The organism is Acetobacter oeni (assembly GCF_011516825.1).
Taxonomy (GTDB): domain Bacteria; phylum Pseudomonadota; class Alphaproteobacteria; order Acetobacterales; family Acetobacteraceae; genus Acetobacter; species Acetobacter oeni.
Genome location: NZ_WOTA01000002.1, coordinates 169,402 through 195,970, shown reverse-complemented (window position 1 = coordinate 195,970; position 26,569 = coordinate 169,402). Strand labels below are relative to the sequence as shown.

At 57.0% G+C, this 26,569-nt stretch carries 27 protein-coding genes; 11 read left to right on the top strand and 16 right to left on the bottom strand.

The features are described from left to right. Nucleotides 1-234: 234 nt before the first annotated feature. From gmd to GOB90_RS02205, 3 genes are read left to right on the top strand one after another with little or no spacing between them, the layout of a single operon-like run. Nucleotides 235-1,218, top strand: a complete 984-nt coding sequence (gmd, locus tag GOB90_RS02215; protein WP_146886722.1) for a GDP-mannose 4,6-dehydratase — start codon at nucleotides 235-237, stop codon at nucleotides 1,216-1,218. A gap of 8 nt (nucleotides 1,219-1,226) precedes the next feature. Beyond that, nucleotides 1,227-2,150, top strand: coding sequence for a GDP-mannose 4,6-dehydratase (locus tag GOB90_RS02210; RefSeq protein WP_242011737.1), 924 nt, complete (start codon nucleotides 1,227-1,229; stop codon nucleotides 2,148-2,150). Beyond that, nucleotides 2,147-3,520, top strand: coding sequence for a glycosyltransferase family 4 protein (locus GOB90_RS02205; protein ID WP_146886725.1), 1,374 nt, complete (start codon nucleotides 2,147-2,149; stop codon nucleotides 3,518-3,520). Before GOB90_RS02210 ends, GOB90_RS02205 begins: the two co-directional genes overlap by 4 nt. A gap of 140 nt (nucleotides 3,521-3,660) precedes the next feature. Here the strand turns inward: GOB90_RS02205 and GOB90_RS02200 are convergent, their stop codons facing one another. After that, nucleotides 3,661-5,271 (bottom strand): S10 family peptidase, encoded by a 1,611-nt coding sequence (locus GOB90_RS02200; protein WP_173571890.1) that lies wholly within the window; start codon nucleotides 5,269-5,271, stop codon nucleotides 3,661-3,663. A 184-nt stretch (nucleotides 5,272-5,455) separates the two neighbouring features. Between GOB90_RS02200 and GOB90_RS02195 the strand changes: the two genes are divergently transcribed. Continuing rightward, nucleotides 5,456-6,541: a glycosyltransferase gene (locus GOB90_RS02195; protein WP_146886743.1), complete on the top strand. Its 1,086-nt coding sequence runs from the start codon at nucleotides 5,456-5,458 to the stop codon at nucleotides 6,539-6,541. A gap of 58 nt (nucleotides 6,542-6,599) precedes the next feature. On the opposite strand, the gene GOB90_RS19750 is transcribed toward GOB90_RS02195, so the two are convergent. From GOB90_RS19750 to GOB90_RS02180, 4 genes are all read right to left on the bottom strand, one after another. Beyond that, complete coding sequence (locus GOB90_RS19750; protein ID WP_198912605.1) at nucleotides 6,600-6,812, bottom strand: LuxR C-terminal-related transcriptional regulator; 213 nt, start codon at nucleotides 6,810-6,812, stop codon at nucleotides 6,600-6,602. Further along, nucleotides 6,770-6,958: a hypothetical protein gene (locus GOB90_RS18860; protein ID WP_198912609.1), complete on the bottom strand. Its 189-nt coding sequence runs from the start codon at nucleotides 6,956-6,958 to the stop codon at nucleotides 6,770-6,772. Before GOB90_RS18860 ends, GOB90_RS19750 begins: the two co-directional genes overlap by 43 nt. An 84-nt stretch (nucleotides 6,959-7,042) precedes the next feature. Further along, nucleotides 7,043-8,182, bottom strand: coding sequence for a nucleoside hydrolase (locus tag GOB90_RS02185; protein WP_146886745.1), 1,140 nt, complete (start codon nucleotides 8,180-8,182; stop codon nucleotides 7,043-7,045). Between the two features lies 1 nt (nucleotide 8,183). Further along, the gene (locus GOB90_RS02180; protein ID WP_146886727.1) at nucleotides 8,184-8,393 is read right to left on the bottom strand and encodes a hypothetical protein; all 210 of its coding nucleotides are present in this window, start codon (nucleotides 8,391-8,393) and stop codon (nucleotides 8,184-8,186) included. 189 nt (nucleotides 8,394-8,582) lie between these two features. On the opposite strand from GOB90_RS02180, the gene GOB90_RS02175 reads away from it, so the two are divergent. The 3 genes from GOB90_RS02175 (at nucleotide 8,583) to GOB90_RS02165 (ending at nucleotide 11,161) form a co-directional block, all read left to right on the top strand. Further along, nucleotides 8,583-9,434: a 23S rRNA (adenine(2030)-N(6))-methyltransferase RlmJ gene (locus GOB90_RS02175; protein WP_242011736.1), complete on the top strand. Its 852-nt coding sequence runs from the start codon at nucleotides 8,583-8,585 to the stop codon at nucleotides 9,432-9,434. After that, complete coding sequence (locus GOB90_RS02170) at nucleotides 9,431-10,399, top strand: NAD(P)H-dependent glycerol-3-phosphate dehydrogenase (protein WP_146886731.1); 969 nt, start codon at nucleotides 9,431-9,433, stop codon at nucleotides 10,397-10,399. Before GOB90_RS02175 ends, GOB90_RS02170 begins: the two co-directional genes overlap by 4 nt. Before the next feature lie 444 nt (nucleotides 10,400-10,843). Then, nucleotides 10,844-11,161, top strand: coding sequence for a hypothetical protein (locus GOB90_RS02165; RefSeq protein ID WP_146886733.1), 318 nt, complete (start codon nucleotides 10,844-10,846; stop codon nucleotides 11,159-11,161). A 204-nt stretch (nucleotides 11,162-11,365) separates the two neighbouring features. On the opposite strand, the gene GOB90_RS02160 is transcribed toward GOB90_RS02165, so the two are convergent. Continuing rightward, on the bottom strand, nucleotides 11,366-13,054 hold the full coding sequence (locus tag GOB90_RS02160; RefSeq protein ID WP_146886735.1) for an ABC transporter substrate-binding protein: 1,689 nt from the start codon (nucleotides 13,052-13,054) through the stop codon (nucleotides 11,366-11,368). Nucleotides 13,055-13,078: 24 nt separating this feature from the next. Next, entirely contained in the window at nucleotides 13,079-14,224 is a 1,146-nt protein-coding gene (locus tag GOB90_RS02155; protein WP_173571886.1) for an Mrp/NBP35 family ATP-binding protein, read from the bottom strand. Nucleotides 14,225-14,452: 228 nt separating this feature from the next. On the opposite strand from GOB90_RS02155, the gene GOB90_RS02150 reads away from it, so the two are divergent. Next, nucleotides 14,453-15,676: an OpgC family protein gene (locus GOB90_RS02150; RefSeq protein WP_146886749.1), complete on the top strand. Its 1,224-nt coding sequence runs from the start codon at nucleotides 14,453-14,455 to the stop codon at nucleotides 15,674-15,676. Between the two features lie 124 nt (nucleotides 15,677-15,800). Beyond that, entirely contained in the window at nucleotides 15,801-16,442 is a 642-nt protein-coding gene (locus GOB90_RS02145) for an SGNH/GDSL hydrolase family protein (protein ID WP_146886751.1), read from the top strand. Nucleotides 16,443-16,548: 106 nt separating this feature from the next. Here the strand turns inward: GOB90_RS02145 and GOB90_RS02140 are convergent, their stop codons facing one another. Continuing rightward, the gene (locus GOB90_RS02140; protein WP_146886753.1) at nucleotides 16,549-16,749 is read right to left on the bottom strand and encodes a hypothetical protein; all 201 of its coding nucleotides are present in this window, start codon (nucleotides 16,747-16,749) and stop codon (nucleotides 16,549-16,551) included. Between the two features lie 412 nt (nucleotides 16,750-17,161). On the opposite strand from GOB90_RS02140, the gene GOB90_RS02135 reads away from it, so the two are divergent. Then, nucleotides 17,162-18,628, top strand: a complete 1,467-nt coding sequence (locus tag GOB90_RS02135) for an MATE family efflux transporter (protein WP_242011735.1) — start codon at nucleotides 17,162-17,164, stop codon at nucleotides 18,626-18,628. 79 nt (nucleotides 18,629-18,707) lie between these two features. Next, a complete protein-coding gene (locus GOB90_RS02130) occupies nucleotides 18,708-18,911 on the top strand; it encodes a hypothetical protein (protein ID WP_146886755.1) in 204 nt (67 codons plus the stop codon). Between the two features lie 288 nt (nucleotides 18,912-19,199). Here the strand turns inward: GOB90_RS02130 and GOB90_RS02125 are convergent, their stop codons facing one another. From GOB90_RS02125 to GOB90_RS02090, 8 genes are read right to left on the bottom strand one after another with little or no spacing between them, the layout of a single operon-like run. Further along, a complete protein-coding gene (locus tag GOB90_RS02125) occupies nucleotides 19,200-19,967 on the bottom strand; it encodes a tetratricopeptide repeat protein (RefSeq protein WP_146886757.1) in 768 nt (255 codons plus the stop codon). A gap of 6 nt (nucleotides 19,968-19,973) precedes the next feature. Next, nucleotides 19,974-20,879: a type II secretion system F family protein gene (locus GOB90_RS02120; RefSeq protein WP_146886759.1), complete on the bottom strand. Its 906-nt coding sequence runs from the start codon at nucleotides 20,877-20,879 to the stop codon at nucleotides 19,974-19,976. A gap of 13 nt (nucleotides 20,880-20,892) precedes the next feature. Continuing rightward, nucleotides 20,893-21,852 carry a type II secretion system F family protein gene (locus GOB90_RS02115; RefSeq protein ID WP_146886761.1) on the bottom strand — a complete coding sequence of 320 codons (960 nt, stop codon included), beginning with the start codon at nucleotides 21,850-21,852 and terminating at the stop codon, nucleotides 20,893-20,895. An 8-nt stretch (nucleotides 21,853-21,860) separates the two neighbouring features. Next, nucleotides 21,861-23,207: a CpaF family protein gene (locus tag GOB90_RS02110; RefSeq protein WP_146886763.1), complete on the bottom strand. Its 1,347-nt coding sequence runs from the start codon at nucleotides 23,205-23,207 to the stop codon at nucleotides 21,861-21,863. Then, a complete protein-coding gene (locus tag GOB90_RS02105) occupies nucleotides 23,204-23,665 on the bottom strand; it encodes a hypothetical protein (protein WP_146886765.1) in 462 nt (153 codons plus the stop codon). The genes GOB90_RS02110 and GOB90_RS02105 overlap by 4 nt, the downstream gene beginning before the upstream one ends. Further along, entirely contained in the window at nucleotides 23,662-24,918 is a 1,257-nt protein-coding gene (locus tag GOB90_RS02100; RefSeq protein ID WP_146886767.1) for an AAA family ATPase, read from the bottom strand. The genes GOB90_RS02105 and GOB90_RS02100 overlap by 4 nt, the downstream gene beginning before the upstream one ends. Beyond that, a complete protein-coding gene (locus tag GOB90_RS02095) occupies nucleotides 24,915-25,226 on the bottom strand; it encodes a hypothetical protein (RefSeq protein WP_146886769.1) in 312 nt (103 codons plus the stop codon). The genes GOB90_RS02100 and GOB90_RS02095 overlap by 4 nt, the downstream gene beginning before the upstream one ends. Before the next feature lies 1 nt (nucleotide 25,227). Beyond that, nucleotides 25,228-26,568, bottom strand: coding sequence for a type II and III secretion system protein family protein (locus GOB90_RS02090; RefSeq protein WP_173571885.1), 1,341 nt, complete (start codon nucleotides 26,566-26,568; stop codon nucleotides 25,228-25,230). Nucleotide 26,569 lies beyond the last annotated feature (1 nt).

Below are 26,569 nucleotides of genomic sequence, written 5' to 3'. Positions count from 1 at the left end.
ACCCGGGTTCTGGTCGCCTGAACCTGGCGGCAGACCGGGCTCTGCCCGGACCCGGCAGGGATCTCAGGCCCCGGCCTCTGGCGGGTTTCCGGGCCGGGGCCTGAGGTAAGAGCCCCCTTCCCGGCTGGTATTGTCGCAAGGGCTCGACTATGCAGGACCACGCTGACAGTACCTGTCCGGGCAGCAATGCTCCGGGTTGCTGCCCAGCCTGTCCGAAGCAGCCGCGAGTCACCGATGCCTACAGCTCTGATCACCGGAATCACTGGCCAGGATGGCGCCTATCTCAGCCAGCTCCTGCTCTCCAAAGGCTACCGCGTGGTCGGTCTGCTCCGCCGCTCCGCCAGCGCGGATGTCGTCGGCCTGCGTCTGCACTGGCTCGGAATCGCCGATCAGGTCGAACTCATGGACGGCAACCTCACCGACCTTTCCAGCCTGATCCGCATCATCCAGGACGTAAAACCGGACGAGGTTTACAACCTCGCCGCGCAGAGCTTCGTCGCCGCCTCCTGGCAGCAGCCCCTCCTGACCGGCAACGTCACCGGCCTGAGCGCCGTCAATGTTCTGGAAGCCGTCCGGATCGTCAATCCGGCCATCCGCTTCTATCAGGCGTCGTCGTCCGAAATGTTCGGCAAGATCCAGGATAAGGTGCAGTCGGAAAAAACCCCGTTCTACCCGCGCTCGCCCTACGCTGTCGCCAAGCTCTACGCCCACTGGATGACCGTGAACTACCGCGAGAGCTTCGGGCTGCACGCTTCCTCCGGCATTCTGTTCAACCACGAAAGCCCTCTGCGCGGCATCGAGTTCGTCACCCGCAAGGTGACGGACGGGGTCGCCCGGATCAAACTCGGCCTCGCGAAGTCCCTTGCTCTTGGCAATCTCGACGCCACCCGCGACTGGGGCCACGCCCGCGACTATGTCGAGGCGATGTGGCTCATGCTCCGGCAGGACAAACCGGACGATTACGTCGTCGCCACCGGCCGCACCACCAGCATCCGCGAATTCTGCCGCATCGCCTTCGGCCATGTCGGGCTGGACTACAGCGCGCATGTCACCACCAGCGCCGCTTTCCTCCGCCCGGCGGAGGTCGATGTGCTTCTCGGCGATGCCTCGAAAGCGAAGAACGCGCTGGGCTGGGCCGCGAGAACCTCCCTTGAGGACATGATCGCCGAAATGGTCGAAGCCGATCTCGCCCGCCATCGCGCGAAACTCGCCGGCTGAGCAGGGTCATGGCGATGCGGATTCTTGTGACCGGCGCACAGGGTTTCGTCGGACAGCATCTGCTCCGCGCCCTCGGCGCCACCCTGCCGGACTGTGTGGTCGAAACCCCGCGCTGTGACATCACCGACGCCGATGCCGTAACCGGCGTCCTGGAACGCGCACGCCCGGATCTGTGCTTTCACCTCGCCGCCATTTCCACCATCGGCGCTGCCCGCGCCAGCCCGGACGAGGCATGGAACGTCAATCTGCACGGCACGTTGCGGGTCGCGAACGCGCTTTACCGCGTCAGACAGGATGCCACCTTCGTCTTCACCTCCAGCAGTGAAACCTATGGCGACAGCTTCCGGGGCGGCGCACCGCTCGACGAAACCGCCGCGCTCGCGCCCGCCAACACCTATTCCGCGACCAAAGCCGCCGCCGACCTTGCTCTCGGCGCTCTCGCCCATGACGGCCTGCGTACCCTGCGCCTGCGCCCCTTCAACCACACCGGCCCCGGCCAGACCGCCAGCTTCGTCGTGCCCGCCTTTGCCCGCCAGATCGCCCGTATCGAAGCCGGCCTTCAGGAGTCTGTGCTCTCTGTCGGCAATCTCGATGCCGAACGGGATTTTCTTGATGTACGCGATGTCTGCGCCGCTTATGCCGCCTGCGCCACGCACGGGCCTGCTCTTGCTCCCGGCACCATCCTCAACCTGTGTTCCGGTCAGACACGGTCGATCCGCAGCATTCTCGACGATCTGATTCGTCTTTCCGGTGCTGCCGTCACCGTCCGGACCGATCCGGACAAACTGCGTCCCGTCGATCTTCCCCGCGCCGCCGGCTCCGCGAAACGTGCCGCCGAACTGCTGAACTGGCGTCCGTCGATTGCCTGGGACGACACTCTCCGCGCCGTTCTTGATGACTGGCGCGCTCGCATCCGGCACGAAGCCGGATGATGACGGCCTCTCCCCGCTTCTGGATCGATGTCGAAGACCTGTTCGACTATGCACGCGGCAATGCCCGCCCGAGCGGAATCCAGCGTGTTGGATTCGAGATTTATCTTGCCATGCAAACGCAGGATGACTTTCGTGATCGCATCGGCTTTCTGCGCCATAATGCCGCCGGAACCGATTTTGTCATCGTGCCCTGGGAGGAGGTCCGCGCGCTCTACGAAAAGCTGATACGCGGTGCGGAAGCGGCCCCCGTTATCGAAACCGGCGGCGCCACACAGCCGGAACCGGGACGCCTGCGCCGCCTCGCACTCCGCCTGCCCACTATTCTCCGCGTGCCGCTCGGTCGATTTATCGTCCATCAGAGCCAGGCTGTCCGCGATGCCGCTGCCATGCTGCACGCCTCCGGCCAGGTGCTGCGCGATGCGGCCCGTGAAAAAGAAAAACAGAGTGGGGGTCAGGAATTTTCTCCCGCGCCCGGGGATGTTCTCCTGTCCCTCGGCGCGCCCTGGTCGCACGCCTCCTATGCCCGCCTGTTCCGGAAATACCGTGAAACGCACGGCATGAAGACCGGCCTGCTGATCCACGACATCATTCCCCTGCTCTGGCCCGAATGGTGCCAGCCTGGCCTTCCCCGCGTCTTCCGCCGCTGGCTGGACGGGCTTCTTCCTGAATGTGACAGGGTCTTTGCCGTCTCCCATTCGACAAAGCGCGATCTTACCGCCTGGGCCGGGCGTGCGGCCATTCCGCTGCGCCACCCTGTCGATGTCATTCCCATGGCCAGCGGGTTCGCGCCGGTCCGGACCGACGACGCGGCCGGTCGTCAGATCGTTCAGGATCTCGGACGGTATGTGCTCGTCACCGGCACCATGGAAGCCCGCAAGAACCACACGCTGCTGTTCCGCGTCTGGCGACGTCTGATTCTTGAAAATCCTGGCAGAGATATTCCGAAACTCGTTTTCGCCGGTTCACCGGGATGGCTGGTGGATGACCTGCTTCAGCAGATCCGCAACAGCAACTTTCTCGACAGTCATCTCGTCCTGATCCGTTCGCCTTCCGATGCGGTCATCAATACTTTGCTGCGGAACTGCCTGTTCACGGTCTTCCCCTCTTTCTACGAAGGCTGGGGCCTCCCTGTCACTGAAAGTCTGGCCCACGGGCGTCCGTGCGTGATTTCGGACCGCTCCTCTCTGCCGGAGGCCGGGCAGGGTCTGGCGGAGAGTTTCGATCCGGATAATGCTACGGAAGCGCTGGAAAAAATCAGTCGGCTGATTTTTGACGGGGACGCTCTGGCGGCGGCTGAACGTCGTGTCGCTGAGGGCTTTAAGCCGGTGACGTGGTCCGGCGCTGCACGGCAGATTCTGACAACATTCTGAGATGCTGTGCCGGGCTCTGCCCGGACCCGGCAGGGACCGCAAGCCCCTGCCCCGATTAGTTAATAAAACAAACAGGTTTCCAAAAGCCCCGGCCTTTGGCGGGTTTCTGGGCAGAGCCCTGAGAAAGCCCGCACACCGTTTTATCGAAGAGCGGAACCCGATGACCGGCGAATAAACCCGGCCACATTATCATGCAGCAGCTTCAGCGCCGCCTCGTTCGCATAAACCATATGTCCCGATTCATACTGCGCAAATTCAATATTCGACCGAAGCTTTTGTGGAATCGGCAGATGCTTCATCTCGTAGATCCCTTCGTAATAGGGGGTCGCCAGATCGTAGAACCCGGCATTGAGCATCACCTTCAGCGTCGGGTTGGTCTTCATCGCAAAAGCCAGATCCGGCATCACATTCGGCGCGCCGTCCGATTTTCCCATCCCGGGAACATCGTGCTTCATGTCCCATTCCGCATCCGTCTCCGCCAGATAGCTCTGCCCCTGACCAAACCCAAGAACCTTCCGGGAATAATCGTTAAAGGCCGAGACATAGGCGGAGCTGATCGCCGATGACTGCGGATCATACTGCGCGCTCTCGCTCATGGGATCGAGCGTCGGCCCCGAGAATCTCGTATCGAGCCGACCCGTTGTGATATCTGCATCGCCCTGCAACGTCTTTTCAAATTCTCCGCCATCGATCCGCAGATCGGCACGCAGAATATAATCGACCGGCAGCCCCGTATAGTCATGCAGCTTCGCCGCCACTGCCTGGCGATCCTCAGCGCTCAGATCGGAACCCTTCTGCAACGCAAGCAGATAATCGGAAGACGCAAACCTCTCTACCTCGTCGAGAAACGGACGCAGAGGCCCCGTATGCGCCGGCAGACGATGATGATACCACGCCGTCGCCGCACAGGTCGGCAACGCCAGCACATAAGGCTGGTCATTCCCCGGATTCATTCTTGGTTCATCAACATCGTTGTCAAAGCTCAGAATCTGCGACAGCAGGATCACGCCGTTAAAGTCGATATTATCGTCATTCTGCAAATCATTGACCACAACGGCCGAACGCGTCGTGCCATAGCTCTCGCCGAACAGAAATTTCGGTGAGTTATACCGTCCGTAAACACCCAGAAACTGCGTGATGAAATGCGCAAATGCCCGTCCGTCCGCGTCCACGCCGAGGAACGCCTTCTTCCTGTCCCTGCCCGTGATCCGCCCGAAGCCGGTCCCCGGCGCATCAATAAACACCAGATCGCTGACATCCAGCAGACTGGCCTCATTATTGACCAGCTTATACGGCGCCGCCGGATCATGCGTGTCGTTCATCGTCACGATACGGCGCGGCCCGAAAGCTCCCATATGCAGCCACACCGTCGCCGAGCCGGGGCCGCCATTATAGACAAACGTGATCGGACGTTCTTCCGGCTTCGCGCCCTTTTTGAAGTAGGCGACATAGAACATCGCCGCCGAGGCGTCCGGGTTGCTGTCCTCCGGCTTCGCATCGCCCTTTGCATCCGGCTTCACGCCCGTCCGCGCCTCCATCACGGCGGCGGAATCGTCCCACCCCGCCGGATATACGATCAGCGTGCCCGCCACCGCCTGATAATCGATCTGCTTCCCGCCGATCGTCACACTGCCGGATGTCTCATGCCGGGCCGGAATCTCCTTTGCCGCATCCGTCGCCGGATCGCCCGGCTGATGCGCGGGCGCGGCGGGCGTTTCCGCCGCCAGAGCCGGCACTGACAAGCCCGCCATCTGCAGCGAAAGGAGGGACGCGGACAGACCGGATGTCAGGAAATGACGCGAGCGCACTGAAATCAATGACCGAACTCCTTACAGGGTGAGTTTCTTATAAACCTCCGTCGCGCCGGTGAAAACGATGCCGGAATGGTGGGCGCGCGGCCTTGACTTCAGACCCTGTCTGTTGCCAATCCCGCCCATGCGTATCGCCTATGTCATCAACTCGCTTGAAGGCGGAGGCGCGGCCTTCCCGGTCCCCGCCATCACCGACATCTTTCGCCAGGCAGGCCACGAGGTCGCCATCTTCGCGCTTACCCGGCGTGACGGACTCGCCGAAGCCCCGATGCGCGCGGCGGGGCTGGAGGTTTTCACCTGCGGGGCCGGTTCGCAAAATCAGCTCGCCGCCGCCTTCTGGCTGATGCGGACTCTCCGCAAATGGCAGCCCACCCATCTCTGGACTTCCCTGACCCGCGCCACCCTTCTCGGCCAGCAGGTCGGACGCCGGCTCCGCGTTCCCGTCGCGAGCTGGCAACATTCCGCGCGACTGAAACCCGGCAACCGGCTGCTTCTCCGGGCCGCGCGTAATCTCTCCTGCTTCTGGGTCGGCGATTCCCGCTATGTCACCGAAATCACCCAGAGCGCGCTCTCCATTCCGTCGTCCCGCCTCGCCTGCTGGCCGATTTTCTGCGCGAAAGCCTCCAGCCCCGCCGCCGCGCCCTGGATTCCTGGCCAGACTTTGCGACTTGGTTCCCTCGGGCGTCTGCATCCGGTCAAAGGCTATGCCCCGCTTCTCCAGGCCCTGACCCTGCTGAAAGGCGCGGATCTGCCGGAATTCGAACTGATTATCGCCGGAGAGGGCCGGGAACGCGCGGCGCTCGAAGCTCAGATCGCGCAAAACGGCCTCGGCGGTCACGTGCGTCTCCCCGGCTTCACAGCGGACACGCAGGATTTCCTGACCAGCCTGCACCTCTATCTGCAACCCTCCCGCTGGGAAGGCTTCTGCATCGCCGCGCACGAGGCCATGCTTGCCGGTCTGCCGGTCATCGGTTCCCGGGTTGGTGAAATGACGTACTCCATCGAGGACGGCCTGACCGGCTGGAGTGTCCCGCCGGAGAATCCCGAGGCGCTGGCGGTAACTTTGCGTCAGGCGCTTAAGAATCCGGAGCGGCTGGCGCAGACGGGCGCCGCGGCACGGAATCTGGTGCTGACCCGTTATGGCGAAACCACGTTTCGTCAGACGGGATTTTCCCTGCTGGAGCGGCTGGAACGGTCCTCGCCCGCGTGAAGCTTCTCGGGATGCTATACTGAAACCTGTGTGAAGGTCGCGATTTTTACAAATCAGTTTATTTCAGGGGGGTTCCATCTTTTGCGAAGGTGGTGACATCAGCTTTCAATATCGCCATTCTGTATCGCGATGCAGATGGCCTGTACGTAGTGGAAGCCCCGAGACGTTTGCGAATACGGCGCAGATGGTTGTCAATCGTTCGTTCTGACAGCCCGGGAATATCAGCTATCACGAGCTGTCGCCGGCCGGAAACCGTCCAGGAAAGAACCATCCGCTCCCTTTCCGATAATCTATGGCACTCTTCCTGTCAGGTCCGTCAACCAGATTACGGATCGTTGTGAAAGCGGTGGCGGCGGCCATCGGAAGCACCAGGTGGACGACGGCGGAGGCATCGATCGTCTTTCCTCCCAGGCTCATGGCGCCTTTGAGGCCCGGGGGCCAAAAATCGGGATCAGAGGGACCGCGCTCCGTTGCGGGGCACGGAGCGCGGTCCCGTAAAATCTACTTCCCCGCAGGCAGCTTCCGGCTCAGCAGATCAACGATCGCCTGCTCCATTTTCGGAACATCAACCGTCCGCACAACAACTTCTTTCTGCTCGTCCATATCCGGCTGATACCCCGGTCGCCAGGACAGCGTGTCGCCATACCCCGCGCCGAACTGACTGTTCACATCGACGTACAGATCCTCACTCCGCGTAATCAGTTTCGGATCGAGCCAGACCGCAGCGGCGATTTCATCCCAGAGCGGGAAACCCGGCTCCTTCTTCCTGACCGCGTCCGCAAATGCCGGATTGGCGGCGGCCAGACGATGCAGAAACGCCGGTGTCAGCTCTGTTGCCGTGGAAGGGTCCGCCGGAACGGAGACAATCCGCTTCCATGGCGCCCGCAGCACGATGCTCGCCGCCTCCGGATCAAACCGGAAATTAAACTCACGGCGCGGAGAATTTTCGAATTCGCGGGCAAACTGTGCCGCTGCAACATCGTCCCGAACCTGACGCGGATTAAAACTGCCGCCCATATAAACCAGCTCTTTCGCCAGCCCGGCAAAAGACGGATCGAGCCGCTGCGCCAGTGCCAGATCGGTCATCGGTCCGGTGGCGATAATCGTAACCTGTCCCGGAAATTCATGAACTTTCCGGATCATGAACAGAACCGCAGACTCATCGGATGCCTTCGTAGTGGGGTTTCCTTCCGGCAGATCCGGCACAACGTCCGCTGCGTGATAAGGCGGGGTGCTCTGCGCGGTCGGCTCGACCCACTGCCGCATCCACGCGCCCTTCCACACCAGCTTACCGTAAAGCGACTCCCATCGATCCGTCAGTTTTTCCGAATTCAGCAGTGGATAAACGGCACCTTTCAGAACCGGAACATCCGTGCGATGCGCGATTTCCACACCCCGCAGGGCATGGGCCACGCCCTCATCGCGCCACACATCGCCGCTGACCACGGCAATGCCGAGCACATCCACATCCGGGGCCTGCAACAGCAGCCACTGGGCAATGCCGAAACCGTCATCGTCCACAATCACCTTGCGGGACTGAGCGGACGCCGCAGCGGCAGGCTCACCACCCGCGACAGTGCCGAACGCGGCGAAACAGGCGCCCATTGCCAGCCCGAGAGCCAGCCGCTTCATTTTTTTCATCTCAGTGCGCACTGCCGCCATCCGTCGTGCACTTCGTATAACGCCCTTTGGTATCACGACACTTCTCCGGCTTCTGCGGCGGACATCTGACGAATTTACCTTTATTGTCCCGACAGGCCGCCGCAACAGCGGTGCCAAAAATCACAGACGGCGCAACAGCCGTCGTTGCGGTAACAAGCGCCAGAAATCCGGCAAAAAGCCCTGCTTTCATGAAAATAACCCTCTGTCACTGAATGGGTGCGTCCGGAGCCCCTTACGGAGCCTCCCGAACCGGCCTGAACCGAAACGATGCCCGAGGACCGAGCCACTCACAAGCCGATATTATACCGGCTTCGTGATAACCGTCTCCGGGGTGTATAAACACCGGCAGCGACCACGGCCTGCCCGAATTGAGAGAACATTGAACTACCGACACATCTACCATGCCGGAAATTTCGCGGACGTCATGAAGCACGCGCTGCTGACCGCGCTCGTCAACGCGCTCCGCCGTAAATCCACGCCGTTTTCCGTGCTCGATACTCACGCCGGCACCGGCCTGTACGACCTTTCCGGCCCGCAGGCGCAGTCCACCGGAGAATGGCGGGACGGCATCGGCCGCCTCCTGGACACCGACCCGGATGCCCCCGATCTCGCCCCGCTGCAATCCTGGCTCGGCATCGTGCGCGGTATCATCCACGCCCATGACGGCAAACTGTTCTACCCGGGTTCTCCCGAGCTGATCGCCAGACTGCTGCGGCCTGGCGACTCCCTGACCTGCTGCGAGCTGCACCCGGAGGATCAGCGTAGTCTGAAGGCGCTGTTCCGCCACAACCCGGCCGTTTCCGTTCATGGGCGCGACGGTTATCAGGCCATCACCGCCCTGCTGCCGCCGCGCACAGCGAAACGCGGCCTCACGATCATCGACCCGCCTTTTGAGCAGCGCGACGAGTTCACCCACCTTGCGGCGGCTGTCATCGAGGCCCGCGCACGCTTTCCGGGTGGCATTATCGCCGCCTGGTATCCGATCAAACATCGGGCCCCGCCCCGCGCTTTTCTGCACGCACTGAAAGACGCCGGGCAGCGCAACCTGCTCACTGCAGAACTCACCCTGCGTCCGCCACTCGATCCCGGACGCCTGAACGGCTGTGGCCTGCTTGTGGCCGGACCGCCTTACCGCTTCGACGAAGAAGCCCGTTCCATTCTCGATGCCTTACGCCCATATATGGGAGAAGACGAAACAGAGGCAGATGTGGAATGGGTCGTGCCGGAATGAAAAGGATCGCGGTGATCGGTGCCGGATCGTGGGGCCTGGCCCTCGCCCTGCAGGCGGTGCGCGCGGGGGCGGACGTTCATCTGTGGGCGCGCGATCCCTCGGGGCGGCTGCCGAACGGCGCCATGCCGCGTCTCCCCGATCATCCGCTCCCCGACCGGATTTTTGTAAGTGGCGGGATGCCGGAGCGTGCTGACATGCTTCTGATCGCCACGCCGATGCAGTATCTCCCGGCCACCCTCGCGCGGATCGAAGTGACCGCTCCGGTTGTGCTCTGCTGCAAGGGCGTCGAACCGGACAGTCTGCGCTTTCCTCTCGACATTCTGCGCGACCGGCATCCGGACAGTGCGGGCGCTGTTCTGTCCGGTCCCAATTTCGCGCATGAAATCGCCGCCGGTCTGCCCGCCGCCGCTGTGATCGCCTCACGGAAGCCGGGGCTTGCCCGCGCGCTGGCGGACAGTCTCGGCACGCCGGCCTTCCGTCTCTATAACAGCACCGATACCGCAGGTGTCCAGCTCGGCGGCGCGGCGAAAAACGTCATCGCCATTGCGGCGGGCGCGACCATTGGCGCGGGGCTTGGTGAAAACGCGAGAGCTGCTCTTGTCACACGCGGGCTGGCGGAACTCGGACGGCTTGCGCGGGCGCTTGGCGGCACATCTGACACGATCACGGGGCTCGCGGGGATGGGCGATCTTCTGCTGACCTGCACGGGCTCAGCATCGCGTAATTTCCGCACCGGAGTCGCGCTGGGTTCCGGTCTGACGCTGGAGGAAACACTGGCCTCTCTGGGCGGCGTTGCGGAAGGCGTTCCCACTGCCGGGGCACTGTCCGGGCTTGCGGCCCGCAACACCGTTTCCGTGCCCGTGATCGACGCCGTCGCCGATCTTGTCGCTGGCCGGATCACGGTTCCGGACGCCATCGAACAGCTCCTGGCGCGTCCCGCCGGCGTGGAAACACCTGGAGCATAATGTTCACGCGGGAGACACGATTCCGGCGCGGGCCCTCTCCGGATTTTCGTCTGATCCGGAAATACAGCAGAAGTTACCACCTGAAAATCAGATACAATTCGCCCGGGATGTGATCAGATTTCCTGCGATAGAACAGAATAGCGTTGACATCCCGACAGCATAATAAATAAAGTCTTGTATTAAGTAATTTTGTTATGCTGTTTTTTACATTCGCACCTGCAAAAACAGACATTAAAAAATTTACACATCATAAATCAGGGCAATTTTTGTAATGATTATGCTGAAATTAAGGCAAAACCGGCAAAAAGATCGCGTCTGATCGAAAGTTAATTCGAGACAGGTCAGAGGCAGCATGATAAATGCCCCTCTGACTGGCTCCTGTTTCTCGTGGATGCTTCCGCGCCGCATGTCAGGAGACCGGAACTGTTTACCGGAGACCATTCCATGAAGTCCTCTCGCCTTCTCGCGGCTCTTTCCCTGATCGCCCTGACCGGCGCGACCGCTGTTCCTGCTTTCGCGCAGACCGCCGCAACAGCTCCCGCGACCGATGCCGCCGCTCCTCCGACAACGCCGACAACCACGCCGGGCACGGACGCCACAAGCGCAGCGCCTGCCGCACCTGCCACGACTTCGGAAGAAGCCGATACGTCGAAGAAAAAGAGCACGAAGCACCACGGTAAAAAGCACCACCACAAGAAGAAAGAGAAATCAGCTACATCAACTGACGATTCTTCTTCTTCTTCGTCCTCCACCACCAACTGATATCGCCGGAGCAGGGCATCCGTCACGGACGGAGGTTCTCTCAGGAAAAGGCCGGTTTATACCGGCCTTTTTTTGTGTCCGGATATTTTACAGACAGAGGACGGAACAGGCCTGCTCCGGAAAACTGTTATCCCGGTTTCAGATATGTTTTCAGGATATCAAGACTCTTTCTTTTTTATCCGTCAGCCCGGCAGGACCAGAAATTCACTGAATCCATACTTTTGAAAACAACAGCCCATATACGTTCGTATAGAAAAAATTCCCCAGACGGCGGGACGTTACTGCCACCACGTTCATTTCAATAACCGGGGCAATCGGTGACCGCTCCGTCACCAGTCTGTCCGCCTCGCGCCACAGATCAAGCGTCTGCTCCGCCGAAAGCGACACGTCCGATTTCGCCCGGTCCATGATCGCCTGTATCGACTGATCGCAAAACCCAGGCATATTGATCGAACTGTCTGAACCCGGGTGGAAATTCTCGCATCCCAGGAGCGCATCGAGGAAATTCGACGGAGACGGATAATCCGCTGCCCAGTTCTTCAGCGAAATCTGAACATGATTGGAACTGTTCTGAATATAGGGGAACATCACCCCCGCGCTGATCGGTCTGACAGACGCTTTGTAGCCGATCTCTTCCAGCGTGCTCCGCAGATAATTCCCCATGGCCAGATCCACGCTGCCATTCGACACGACCACCGTAACCTTCTGTCCCGCCGTGCCACTTTCACGAACCAGCTTCTTTGCCCGCTCGATATCGGGCGCCTCCCAGTGTGGCGCGGGATGAGCGAAATCCGCCCCACGGGAATAGGGGCAGGCATCGGTATGTCCCTGGATCGCCGAGGGAATCATATCGCAGAGCGGCCGGGCCAGCGCCGCTCCGCCATAGAAAATGACCATTGCCTTCCGCCCCATGGCATAATTGACAGCCTGGCGGGCTTTCTCGTTTGAAAAGGGCGGGATATTCACATTCATAGGCGCGAAATAAGCCACCGGATGCGGGCTGACATGCGTCTGGCCGGTAAAGCGCGCGCCGAGTTCTCCCAGACGGTCCAGCGGGGTCTGGTCGTACATCCAGTCATACTGGCTGTTCTCGACCGCCGTCACCGCACTCTCATCCGGTAAACCGAAGGTATAGTCGATATGATCCGCGTATCCGTCCGGCTGCGCGTCTTCGCTCCAGATCCGGAACCAGGGATTTCGCTCCAGCTTCATCCCGGCGTTCGGATCGTAGGACACGATCCGGTACGGCCCGGTTCCGATCGCGGGTTCATTCCCGAGGTCATGATCCGGTGTTGCCGCCGGAAGAATACTCGCATGCGTGAAGGCCAGTTTCTGCAAAAACTCATTATCGGGCTGCGTGAGATGAAAGGTCACCGTATGCCGCGCTTCATCCGCCACCACACCGCCCTCAAGCGTGCAGTGCGCCGCATCCTTCATGCACAGATCCGCGCCGGTCATCGCGGCGTAAAACGCCCCCGCCGTCGGCGACCCGACGCGGAACAGCCGCCGCATCGACGCGACGACATCCGCAACCGTCACCTCCTGGCCGTTTGAGAACCGCACGCCGGAGCGCAGGGTAAACACCCAGGTCCGTCCGCCATCCTGCGGCACCGGCAGCGCCTCCGCCAGGTCCGGCACGACATCGTCGCCGGCCTTGCCGGTCGTTTTCCGAAATCCGGTCAGTCCGTCATAAACATTCGCGAACAGGTCGATATACTGCGCGGAATAGTTGATCTGCGGATCAAGCGTCCCCGCCGAACCGGCCGCCACCAGTCGCAGGGTGCCGCCACGATGCGACAGATCCGCCGGCGATCCCGCCGCCACAGCCGCACCTGAAAACAGAAAAATCCAGCAGGAAAAAACCTGTTTCCCGAAAACCGCCCTACGTCCCATACGCCAGCCCGTCAGAAAATCCCGTCATGCGGAAGGCCGCCGCCCCACGCGCCGGATCGTCCCGGCAACCGTCGCGGCAAGCATCCGGTAGGCCTGTGCCGCCTCGCTCTCCGGCGCTCCGATCGTGATCGGCACGCCGCTGTCCGCGCTCATGCGAATATCCGCCAGCAGCGGAATCTCGCCCAGGAACGGCACGCCCAGCCGCAGCGCCTCGTCCCGCGCGCCGCCATGGCCGAACAGTTCCGTCCGATGCCCGCAATTCGGACAGCAGAAATATGACATGTTCTCCACCAGCCCGAGCACCGGAACCCGTGTTTTCTCAAACATCGCAATCCCGCGCCGCGCATCCAGCAACGCAATATCCTGCGGTGTTGAAACAATGATCGCGCCGGACAGCACCGCCTTCTGCGCCAGTGTCAGCTGCGCGTCGCCCGTGCCCGGCGGCATGTCGATCACCAGAACATCCAGCGCGCCCCAGGCCACATCGCCCAGCAACTGATTGATCGCGCCCATCACCATCGGGCCGCGCCAGATCATCGCCTGCGTCTCGTCCACCAGCATTCCGATCGACATCGCGCTGATCCCCCAGGCCACGACCGGCACCAGCAACCCGTCCCGCACTTCCGGCTTCCCGGTCGTGCCCAGCATCCGGGGCAGGGAGGGGCCGTGCACATCCGCATCCATCAGCCCGACCGAGAGCCCTTCCATCCCGAGCCCGACGGCCAGGTTCACCGCCGTCGTGGATTTGCCGACACCGCCCTTGCCGGACGCCACCGCGATCACCACCCCGACCTGCTCAAGCAGCCGCGCCGGCGCTTCAGCCCCGCCTGGCTTTCGTCCCACGCCACCCAGCGGCCTGTGCCCGGCGGCGGCGGCGGGGGATGCCGGAGCCGCATCGGGAGCCGACGCATCCCTGTGTGCCGTCAGCAGGATCGAGGCCGAAAGCGGTGCGAACGCCGTGGCCAGTGCCGCCTCGGCCCGCGCCACCACGTCTCCGAGCTTTGGCGCCAGGGCGGACGGTACGGCCAGCGTGACCCGCAGGCGCCCGTCCACGACCGGACAGGATTCCAGCCGTGCCAGTTCGGCCAGCGGGCGGCCGGTGCCGCCGTCGATCATGCCGCCGAGAACACGCTCGACATCGTCCGGTGCGGGAACGCGCCTCTCTGTCATGACCATGTCCTTTTCTCTGTCGCCGGTTTCTCTGTCATCGGGTCTGTATGGCGAAAATCGCTCCAGCCTGCCACCCGCGCTTAACAGCCCTGCATGCAATACGGGGCCATTCCGCCATTATCCATAGTGTAAGAAAGCGAAACTACACTGGCCATATATTTGCCAAAGCCCGATATTATATCACGCTTCCCTGCCCTCACCCGCACGGGCAGCCGTGCAGGACAGCATATGACAGCCACTTTCTCTTCCGTCACGCAGGCGTTCGCCACGGATCGCTCAGGCGGCCATACTGCGGTGTCTGACGAACGCGCCGGCACCGGACGGGCCGTTGCCGGGACAGGGGCGACGCCTGCTCCGGCGAGCCGGCCCCATACCCGCGACCATCGCGTCGATGCTCTGCGCGGGCTTGCGCTGCTGATGATGTTCGTCGATCACATGCCGCAGAATCTGCTCAACCGGCTGACGCTGCGGAATCTCGGTTTCGCCGATGCCGCCGAGATTTTCGTTTTGCTGGCCGGTTACGCCTCGTGGCTTGCCTATGGTCGCGGCTTTCCGAAAAACGGTGCGAAAACCACGTTTATCCGGATCGCAAAGCGCTGTTGCCGGCTCTATCTCGCTCAGACGCTGATGCTCATTGTCTGTGTCGTCACCATCCGCACCTGGCGTAATTACTCCCCGGTTCCGGTCGATTTTCTTGAACCCGAACTGGCGCACGGCTTTTCCGATTTCTGGCGTGTGCTCGTGCTCGACGCGCTGCCTTCCAACCTGAATATTCTGCCGCTCTATATGGTACTGCTCGGCGCTTTTCCGCTCATCTATCTGCTGATCCGCGCCAACCGCTTTCTCGCCCTGGCCCTCAGCATGGCGCTGTGGGCGCTCATCAACATCAATCCGAACATCAATTTCCCCAACTGGCTTGATCCGGACGGCTGGTATTTTGATCCTCTGGCCTGGCAGTTTCTCTTCGTCCTTGGCGCCGGCGCCGCTGTCGAGGCCGGTCGCCATAATGGCGATCTGCCCGCTTTTCCCTGGCTGAGAATCGCCTGCGGTCTTTACCTCACCTTTTCGCTCGTCGAGGCTTTTCCCTGGACGCAGTGGGGTCTGCCCGTCATTGCGCCCCTGGCTCTGCCGTCGCCCGACAAGAGCACCCTTGCCCCGTTGCGTCTGCTTGACGTGATGGCCATTTTTTATCTCGTGCAGTCCTCCTCGCTGGCCCGCCGCTTTTCCGAGACCCGTCTCGGGCAGGCCCTGGCCCTGTGCGGGCGGCACTCGCTTGAGGTTTTCACCGTCGGCACCATTCTCGATCTGTTCGGCCGGCTGATTTTCACCACCTTCGGCGATGCGTGGCCTTTCCAGATCGTCATTAACGTGTCCGGCCTTGCCATCCTCTACGGCGTCACCGTCATCTACGAACGCAAGCGCGTCCGCGTCAAAGCAGCGGCTGCCGCGTGATGTCGCTCCGGCCTATGGGAACAGTTTTCATTCATCAGACCGGGATCAGAGGGATCGCATCCCTTTGCGGGGCGCGGGGCAGCGCCCTGCCGACACAACCCCACCCGAAAAGGAGCCCCTGCGCATGACTCACTTCCCGCATCTCACCCGCCTGCTCTCCGCCGGTGAGCCTGTTCGCATCTGTCTCTTTGGCTCTTCCACCACCGAAGGCGTCGGCGCCAGCACGCCCGAACACGGTTTCGCGCCCGTCTTCGAGCGCACTTTCGCGCCTTATGCGCCCGGCGGTCTTACCGTCATCAATCGCGGCATCGGTGGCAACGGCGCCCGCGAAATGCACGACCGTCTCCGGCAGGTGCTCGACGATAAGGCCGATCTTGTTATCTGGCAGGGCGGCACCAACGATGCCTGGCAGGATGTTCCCGTCTCATACTTCATCGACACCACCCGTGACGATCTCGGCGCCCTTCGCCGCAACGGCAGCGATCTGGCCATGATCGGCCCCCAGTGGTGCAAAATGATGGAGGACTGCCCGGCCTTTCCTCCTTTTCGCGATGCGACGCCTGCGCTTGCCATCGAAATGGGGATTCCTTTTTTCGACCGTTATCGTCACATGAAATCCTGGTGTGCTGAGTACAGCATCACCCGTGAGGACCTGTCTCCCGATGATCTGCATATGCAGGACTTCGGCTATAAGCTCCTCGGTGAAGCTGTCGCCCGATGGATCGTCGATCTTACCGGGGCTCCGGGAGCTGATATCGGGGGGTGATCTGCGGCGGGAGTGGTGTCGGAGGCTGGCTCCGATGCTGCCCGGGGGCTGGTTTTGGGAGTCTTTGGGTGGGGCTATGACAGCAATCAGATCAGGCAGGACCGGATCAGGAAACCTCAGCACGGTCGAACAGCACCCAGCACGCCGCCATGCTGGCACTGGCAATAAAGAACAGACTTCCGGTGGCCACAATAATGGTTGGAACACCCAGTAAAGTTTTACCAAAGCAACTTACGAACGGAATCATCCCCATCACCGCCACCAGGGGGACGCCAAGACCAATGACAAACCGGGCAGGTTTTTTCACAATATGGTACCCCGTGCCGGAGACTGATTCTCCGCCACCGGATTCCCCGTTAGCACGTATTCCCGGCAGACATCGAACAATCTGCCTTCTGCGATCTCACAGCCATGCCGGGTCGATACCGCATCCTGCTGCACAGTCATGACCGATCTCGCACAAACATCTTCATCGGGGTCGTGGAGCCTGAAAACAAGCTAACGCACACCTTAATCCGGGCGCAAATGACCATCTTTTACCCTCCTGGCCCCCGGCACGGGCATATGTGAGTCTCAGACCCGGTCACACATGCCTTCGGCCGGCGCCCCGCCATCAGACAGTCCCCGGATTTTACGGCATTCGCGTCGAAAGCGGATCATGTTACTGCTAAAGAGCAGAAAGAAACTGCCCCGGAGAGCATACGGGCGGACAGGGTGGAATGAGCGGAAAACCAGCGGCGGCGCGCGGAGCCTGCTTCGTGACCGGCAGTATCATGCGACATGTTCTCGTCATGGCCGGCACAGGAACCATCGGTCTGATGGCTGTGTTCGCTGTCGATATGCTGAACATGATCTATATTGCTCACCTCGGAAACCCTGCGCTGACGGCCGCTATCGGGTTTGCAGGAGCCGTCGGTGGTATCCAGATCGCGGTCTCGATCGGAATGACCATCGGGCTCGGAGCATCAGTCGGTCGGGAGATCGGCTGCAACCGCTTCGATGACGCGCGGCGCATCGCCTCATCCTTTCTCTTCACGACTTTCATCATCAGCCTCGCTCTCGGCTTTCTGACCGCAATCCTCGCAGACCCGATCCTCCGGCTCCTCGGCGCTTCCGGCGACGCCCTGACCGAAGCCGTAACCTATCTGCACATCGTGTCTCCTTTCTTCCCGACCATGGCGACGGGCATGGCCAGTGCCGCGCTTCTGCGCGCGGTAGGGGACGCAAAACGCTCCATGAACGTCACGCTTGCAGCGGCTCTGCTGACCGCCTTTCTGGACCCGATCCTGATTCTCGGGCTGCACGAAGGACTGACCGGAGCCGCCATCAGCTCCGTCCTGTCGCGCACCGCCGTTCTGATCCTCGGCGTCCGCGGCGCATTGTCGCACGGCATGCTGGAATGGCCCCGGTTCGCGGCTGTTCCGCGCGATACGCGGCGCGTGGGCGCCATTGCGCTTCCGGCGATCATGACCAACCTGGCCACCCCGGTCGGCGGCGCCTACGTAACGGAACACATGGCCCGATTCGGCCTGGATGCGGTCGGCGGACAGACATCCGTGGATCGCATTGTCGTGGTTGCCTTTTCCTTCGTCTTTGCGCTGACAGGCGCGGTCGGACCGATCATTTCACAGAATGTCGGCGCCAGACAGATGCATCGCGTCCGTGAAGTCCTCGGCTCATCCCTGCAACTGGTGGGGTTGTGTGTTGTTCTGACCTGGATTTTGCTCGCCCTGAACCAGAATCTGCTTGTCGCCGGCTTCCACGCTCACGGCGACGGTGCGTTGCTGATCCATCTGTTCTGCTCCTGGACAGTCTCCGGCTATCTCTTCATCGGTATGCTGTTCGTCGCCAACACCGTATTCAATAATCTCGGACACCCGCTCTATTCGACGCTGTTCAACTGGGGCAGGGCCACCCTGGGAACAATTCCTTTCGTGGCCTATGGTGCGCGATTTGGTGCTCAGGGCGTACAGATCGGGCAGGCTCTGGGCAGTGTGATGTTCGGCGCAGTCGCAATCTTCACCGCGTTTCGCGTGGTGAGCCGCCTTGCCGCCCACCAGAGGCCGGAAGACGAAATCGACACGTCGCATTTTATACCGGCGGCAAATGTGCCCACCGTCAGCGCGGATGCTGCCATGGCTGAACTCGACGAAATCGAGGATGCCGAACTTTCATCAAGAGCGTAAGCTCTCCTTCCGGGATAAATCTGACCGGCTTTAAGGAGCGGTTTTGTGCATCCCGCCACATGGAAAGGAAACGCGCACCATGTCGAAACTGACAACTGCCGAGCGGGACGCATTGCCTGATGACGCTTTCGCGCTACCCGGTCGCCGCTATCCCATCCCCGATGCCTCTCACGCCCGGGATGCATTAGCTCGGGCGAGCGAGTTTCATCATCGTGGCGAACTGAGCGACCATGAGTATGAAACAATCGTCCGCAAGGCGAAGGCCGTTCTCGGCGAGGAGTAGAGCTGTCTACCCAGTGCCTGAAGAGTGTTCCCGCTGCGCGGAGGCTCTTCAGACATTTTGTGGAAAACAGAAAGTTCTGTTCGCGTTAAGTATAGCTGTTTTTCTCAGGGCTTTATCCTGAAAGCCACCGGAGGCCGGTGGCTTCTGGAAATCTGTTTGTAAATTAGCAGATCGGGGAGAGCCTTCTCGTGTGAGGGTTTTTGCTAATTGTACTGAAAAAGTCTCATCTGAAGCTTCTGTCAAACATTCCGGTTCGACTCCACATGCAGCGCTGTTATCCGGGCGTTATCAGACCGCACCATGCACTTTCAGAAATTGTGACAGCTTTTCCAGCATGCCCGGCACAGCGGCAGGACTCATATAATCAGCCAGAACATTCCGTGCATCGTCAATCCGACCGTTCGCGATCAGCACAACAGCATAATTTTCTCTTGTGCGTGGCGTAGCATCCGCTGCCTGCGCATAGGGTCTGATCAGCGCCAGCCCTTTCTCCTTCTGTCCGGCCAGAGCCATCGACAGCCCAAGATTCACTTCAGCTGAAACCAGCGTCGGGTCAAGATTGATGGCGCTTGCATAAGCGTTCTGAGCATCCAGATATCTTCCGTTGAGATCCAGTGCCACGCCATAATCATTCAGTATCTCCGCATCTGCGGGATACAGTGTTTTCATTTTCTCCAGAAGGTAGAGAGCTTCTTTAGGCTCTGCTTTAAGATATAGCTTTACAAGCCCCCGCCATGCCGGCTGCATATCCGGAGCACGAGCCAGACATTTTTTATAAAGCTGTACGGCGGCATTATTTCTTCCCAATGAGGCATTAAGATTTGCCAGCCTTAAAAGAATTTCAGGATTTTCCGGGTTTTCGTAATTCAACTGGTTAAGGCCTGAAATAATTCTGGCAGATTCACCATTTTCTATCTCTATATCATAAACTGCCAGTTTTTTTTCCAGCGCCTTATTACTGATTGATCCCGCACATGAACAAAGCACTGAAAGCAGAAGGAGTATGGAAACCCGATATTTTCCGCTACTTTCCACTAACCATTTCTTTAAATTCATTTAAAATTACCTTGAAAGAGCAGCAATAACATTGATAATTGCCGGACCCGCTATAACAATAAACATACAGGGCAGCAGGAATATTATCATCGGAAATGTTAAAAAAACTGAAAGTTTCGCGGCTTTCGACTCAAATTTTATCAGTGTATCTTCACGGATTTCAGCAACAAGTACACGAAGCACAGCGCCCAGCGATGCACCTGTTTCAAGCGTCTGCGCCAATGCTGCGCTCAGGCGAAGCAATCCCTCGACACCAGTCCGTTTCCCCAGGTCTTCTATAACCTTATATCGATCAGAATTAACCCTTAGTTCATCAACTGTTTTTCTGAATTCGTAAGCAACATCCCGGTTAAGGGTTACCATTTCAGCAGCAACGCGCTCCATACTCGTTTCCATACCAAGTCCCGCTTCGGCACAGACAAGAAACAAATCGAGAGCATCTGCCATTCCCGCGTCAACACGGCGTAAATGCATGTTGGCTCTCTGTTTCATTACAAAATCAGGAGCGAGAAGTCCGAAGACACCCGGGATGCCTGTTTCCAGCAACATCGACAGACCCTGACGGTTCGCCATGCAAGCATAGAAATAGCCTGCTCCGGCTGCCAATATACAGAGCATAATCTTCATAAGAATGAAGGTTTCTGCATCGACCCCAATATATTTCAGATTCCCGTTTTTTAATGCACTGGTGTTTATGGCATTCTGAAGAACTTTTGAACGACTAAGTTCTGATCTGATCTTAGAAAATATTCTGGAAAATAAAGTTTTTTGTAACTCCGCATCTCCTGATCGATAATTATTCTGGCTACAAATTTTCGAAAGACGAATCTGACGAATACGCAATTCGGTCAGATATCGGTCAAATTCCCACACCAGGACAACACAAGATAAAATAATCAGAATCAAAGCCACATAAATAAACAATTCATGACCTCAATGTGAATTTAGTTATAAAAATCATCGATGAAATACCCATAACAAACAAAATTATAGCAGCATATAACATCTTAATGCCGGACGGGGTTGTATATAATACCGCTATATATTTTGGGTTCATAAATGACATAAGCCCTGCCATAAATAATGGCAATCCAGCAAGCACGTAACAGCTTGTTCTGGCCTCGGATGCCAAAGCTATCGCCTTTTTTTTCGCTTGTGTACGCTTTCTGATTGTCGACGCAAAACTCTCAAGGATCTCCGCGAGTCCACCACCGGTTCTGCTTTGAAGCCGCACGATTATTGAAAAAAACCTGTATTCTTTAATCCCACCATTACCAGCCAGATCTTCCAGCGCTTCACCCAGTTCTTTTCCAACTGCAACCTTGTGGACAACATCTTCAAACAAATTTTTTGTCGGCTCAGGTGCCTGCTGCGAAACAATTTCGAGGGTTCTTGAAAGAGAAACACCTACCTTCAGGCAACGTGACATCATAAATACAGCTTCAGGTAGCTGTTCAATAAGTTTTGCATTATATTTTCCATGAATCCTCAGAAAATATATTCTTATTATTGCGATATCCACGAGCGGACTAGACTCTACGGCGACCCTGTCAAGAAAATACCCCAAGATAAAAGAAATAATAGTTATTATAAAAACAATTATAGAAGAAATTTTGATAACATACGTGCTTTTATATAAACTACTATTAACGTCGACACCAAGAATATTATTCAATAAAGAATAATAAATACTAGTTTTTTTCTTTTTTGAATAAATATTTAATGGAGCTTCAACAATCATTACCCGATCGCTTATCGTCACCTGACTAATACGTTCACTTCTGAGTCTATTATAATTTTTCTCTTTTTTAAATGCACTAAAAGCTAAAATATTACACAACGCAATTAATATTAAAGCACACTCCACGCCGAATAAACCAAACATATCTGCGCTTAACCTTCAAGAGCATTTACCCAGACTTTATCAAGCTGAAAATAAGTTAAAGTGCTGTGAAAACTTGGACGCGAACGAGAGACATTATAATGTCCGACAATTTTTCCATCGTGACTTTCGCCATCAATACTGAAAGTCATAATATCATTCAGTGTCACCACATCCCCTTCAAGTCCGGCAACATCCGTGACCTGAACAATCCGTCGGACGCCGTCACGCTGGCGCTCAATCTGCACAATGAGATCTACAGCGCCAACAATCTGCGTCCTGATTGATGATGTCGGCAAACCAAGATTTCCCATCTGCACCATATTTTCTATCCTGGTAATCGCATCTCTTGTGGAGTTTGCGTGAATCGTGGACATACTTCCATCGTGACCGGTATTCATTGCCTGCAGCATATCAAACGCCTCTGCACCACGAACCTCACCGATAATAATTCTGTCGGGTCGCATTCTGAGAGCATTTTTGACAAGATCACGCTGCGTTATTTCCCCCGTCCCTTCAATAGAAGGCGGCCGCGTTTCAAGACGAACAACATGAGGTTGCTGAAACTGAAGTTCTGCGGCATCTTCAACAGTTATAACACGCTCACCCGGGTCAATCAGACGAGACATAGCGTTCATGAGTGTCGTTTTACCCGAGCCTGTTCCACCGGAAATAATGACATTCAGCCTTATACGAGAAGCTATTTCAAGAATTCGGGCAATCTGAACAGAACAGCTTCCATTTTCGACCAATTTCTTGAAATCTATTTTGCGTTTTGCAAATTTTCTGATCGAAACATAAGGTCCGTCAAGTGCAAGAGGCGGAAAAACAATATTGACACGCGAACCATCACTCAGACGCGCATCAACAGTCGGGCTTGATTCATCAATCCGACGCCCGACTGCAGAGGCAATTCTTTGACTTACGGCCATAAGATGACGTCTGTCACGAAAATTTACATCCGCATCGACAAGTTTTCCGGCTTTTTCAACAAACACACGATACGGACCATTCACCATAATATCAGTGATCAGGTCATCATCAAGAAGAGGCTGTATCGGGCCAAGACCAAGCATATCATTGACAAGGTCATTCGCGAGAGCCTTCTGCTCTCTTGCATTAAGCTGAACACGTTTTTCATTAGCAATTTCGTTAACGACACGCTCGATTTCAAGCATTAGCCGCTCAGGTGACAACTTACTTATACCTGCCGGGTCAAGCTTCTCAAGACAGAGTCCATGCAACTCTGCAGATTGCGCCACAATCTCTGATGGCTGAGTGACCGGTGCGTTCCGGATGATATCAACAGGCACCTGCGTCAATGTCGCCTTTTTCCCAAAAGAAGGAGGAATTGTCATTCTCTGAATCTCTCAATAAAGCGTGTCATTGGCCTCTTGACGATACCAGCACCAGAAAATTGCCTGCATAAAACTTTCTGATTCCAATTGAGAGATTCAAGATCAATTATCATATCGTCGTCTGGCAGAGCCTTTGCCGGACCACAAGCCCGTATTTTATTGACAGGATCATTAGCTGAGGTTACCGGCTCTCTTCCGTAAGACTGAATGCTTTTTTCATTTTTAACTTTATTGATGAAACACGAAAATCCATTAATTAAACGTTCAGGTTCAAACATCAGACGTTTGCATGATAACATATTTTCAGTATTCTGATCCGTCACTTCAATACAGAACTCATATAATCCTGCAAATCTTACCACAACCTCCGACGTTTGACCGATCCGTATATTCTGAACAATATCAATATCTTCATCTGTCAATGTGCCTCTTTTTTCAGAAGAAAAAGAAAATGTCATTTCTCGAATCTTGCAGTAAAACGCGCCATAAATCGCCTGATGACACCAGGACCGGATGATTTTTCATTCATACTGACCGATGCGGCTTCCTGAGCAAGTATTTCGATAGAGGATTTGAACGAATTATTGCCCTGGACAGCCGGATACCCCGAAATTTCTGCCTCGTTGAGTATCTTAGGCAAAAAAGGCACAACCACGTCCGGCTGACGTCCCAGACCATTTGTAACCTCCGATAGCGACAGACTGCCAGGCTGTCCGAATTTATTCAGCACAATTAAAGGTCTGACACCCTGCGTGTTACTCCTGGATGCAGCGATAATTCGCAAAGTATCCCGGAGAGCAGGAAGCGTTGGATCAAGAATAACAACTTTCTGATCACAAATATCTATTATACTTTTGCTAACGTCTCCAGAATAATTTGGTATATCCATAATAATAAAATTATATTTCTTTTTTACAATACTAATAAGATGAGCAGGTCCATTTGATGCTACCGAAACAATCTCCGAAAGATCGACCTGACTGCTCAGTACATCGCAACGCTCTCCAACACGCTGCGCACTCCGTTCAATAAATAATTCATCTACACGCTGCGGAGATTCGAACGCCGTTCGCAGACCACCATCTGTCTTCGTGCCCAGAAGCACAGATACGGAACCCGTATAAAGATCTGCATCCAGGACCAATGTGTGACGTCGGGCGACCTCTCCCAGGTAAAAACCAAGGTTTGCTGCAATAGTTGTCCCGCCTGAACCGCCTCTCGCACTGAGAACACCGAGAACACGCCCCCCACGTGTTGTTTCCGGTTCGTAATCTCCATCTGTCAGAAACGGTCCGAAAAATCGCGCGACCATTGAACGATTGAGCGGTTTATAAAGATATTCCGCAACACCAAGACCACGCGTCAGCTGCCGATAGAAATTGGCATCCTGCCGATCACCAATAACCAGAACTTTTACGTTTGGCTCAAGCATATTAGCGAGATCGACAAGACATGTTATCGGCTGGTCTTCTCCGGCAACATCAATAATCAGGATGCGCGGAGTAGAACCCCGACGTAGCCTCTGTGTCGCCTGTGCACAGGTCTGACACGTCAGACTAAAATTTCCCGACTGAAACTCGTCGAGAACTTCGCGCAGAACATTTTCACTTACCGGATCAGATACAAAAGCCTGAATCTGATGTTCATAAGGTAAATTTTTCTTGGGTGCATCCAGCAATGACGATGAATCAAGCGACTTGACCTGGCTCATTCTGATCCCCCGCCCCCTCCGCCTGACTGATTATTACCGATCTGCGTCGCGCTTGATGTCTGGATTTTCTTCGTTTTGCCATCGCGGAGACGTTTCACCGCATCAGATGCAAGACTCGCATCATATGTTGTATCTGATCGCCCCGCACTGATGTCGGAAGGTACAGCCACCTGCAACAGAAGATTACGTGAGTTCGAACTGGGCGCATTCCACCGGTCCGTTATGTATAGCGGATCGGTTTCCGAACAGCCGGCAATCATAAACAGTCCGGCAATCAGAAAGCCTGCTTTTGCTATTTCTGCTTTCATCTCAATCCACCATAAAGCCAATATCAAGTGGTTCTGCTGGCGTTAAAGCCTCGGCACCATGCTGTTTCCCTGTCTTATGATGAGGATCAGCAGAAAGCGCTCCTCCTAAAACGCGGTCATAGTCATTCGGCGGCGTCCAGTTTTTATCCGGCTTCGCCAGGAGGTCCGGATTTGATACCGGACGAACAATGTAAGGAGTGACAATAATGACAAGTTCACTCTGATTGTGCTGAAAGCTGTTAGAACGAAAGAGAGCACCAAGGATCGGTATATCGCTCAGACCAGGCAGGCCCAGATTAGCCGTCGTCGTACTGTCCTGAAAAAGACCGGCAATTGCAAAACTCTGGCCGCTGCCAAGTTCCACGGTTGTATCAACACGACTGACTGTCAGAGCCGGGATGCTGATGGAGTTGCTTCCCTCTCCGAATGAAACGGCACCATCCGTTGTCAGCTGACTGACTTCCGGCCTCACATGCAGATTAATACGTCCTCCGGTGAGAACAGTCGGAACAAACGAAAGTGAAACACCATACTGCTTATACTGCACCGAAACTGTATTATTATAAGACGAGATTGGAATAGGATATTCGCCGCCCACCAGGAAATTTGCCGGCTCACCACTCATTGTCGTAAGGTTCGGCTCTGCCAGCATATGAACCAGCTGATCCTGAGCCAGCGCGTCAATAACCGTTTCAAGTGTGGTCGGACGACCCGCTATGCGGAAACGTGACAGAAATGAAAAACTGCTCTGACTGGACGCCATCGTTGCCAGTGGACTCATGGTTGCCATCCCGATCGCTGCACTGGTGCCCAGCGCATTGACATTTTCCCACTGGACCCCAAGTTCCCGCACCATCTGTCGTGACATTTCCACAACCTGAACCTGGAGATTGACCTGCACAGATCCTGATAATCTCATGCGATTGTAAACGTTCGCTTTACCCGCCTCATCCTGGGCCGCCGCCGCCGCACGCTCCGCACTCTCCGCATCCGGCGCTGAACCATTCAGCGTTATCCCGCCTGGTCCCATCCGCGGGTTGACCTGAGCCGTGTTTTCCCGGCGCGTCGTATCGCGTGCCTGGGTCGCGGCATACTGAGCCGGATGAACAGTAACGATATACTGCGCGACCGGGTGTCCGTCCGCATCCGCCGCCGACAAAGTCGTCTGCCCCGGTCCTGTTCCAAAAACAAAAAGCGTTGTTGAATTCGCCGGCCTGACTTCCGCCACCTTGGGATCGGCAGCGAAGGCTGTTGCAACATTTGATTTTAATTCAAGAAGTTTCCCCGTTCCGACTTCAAGCGTGACCGGCGTCGCGGCATGCGCGACAACAGCATATGTCATC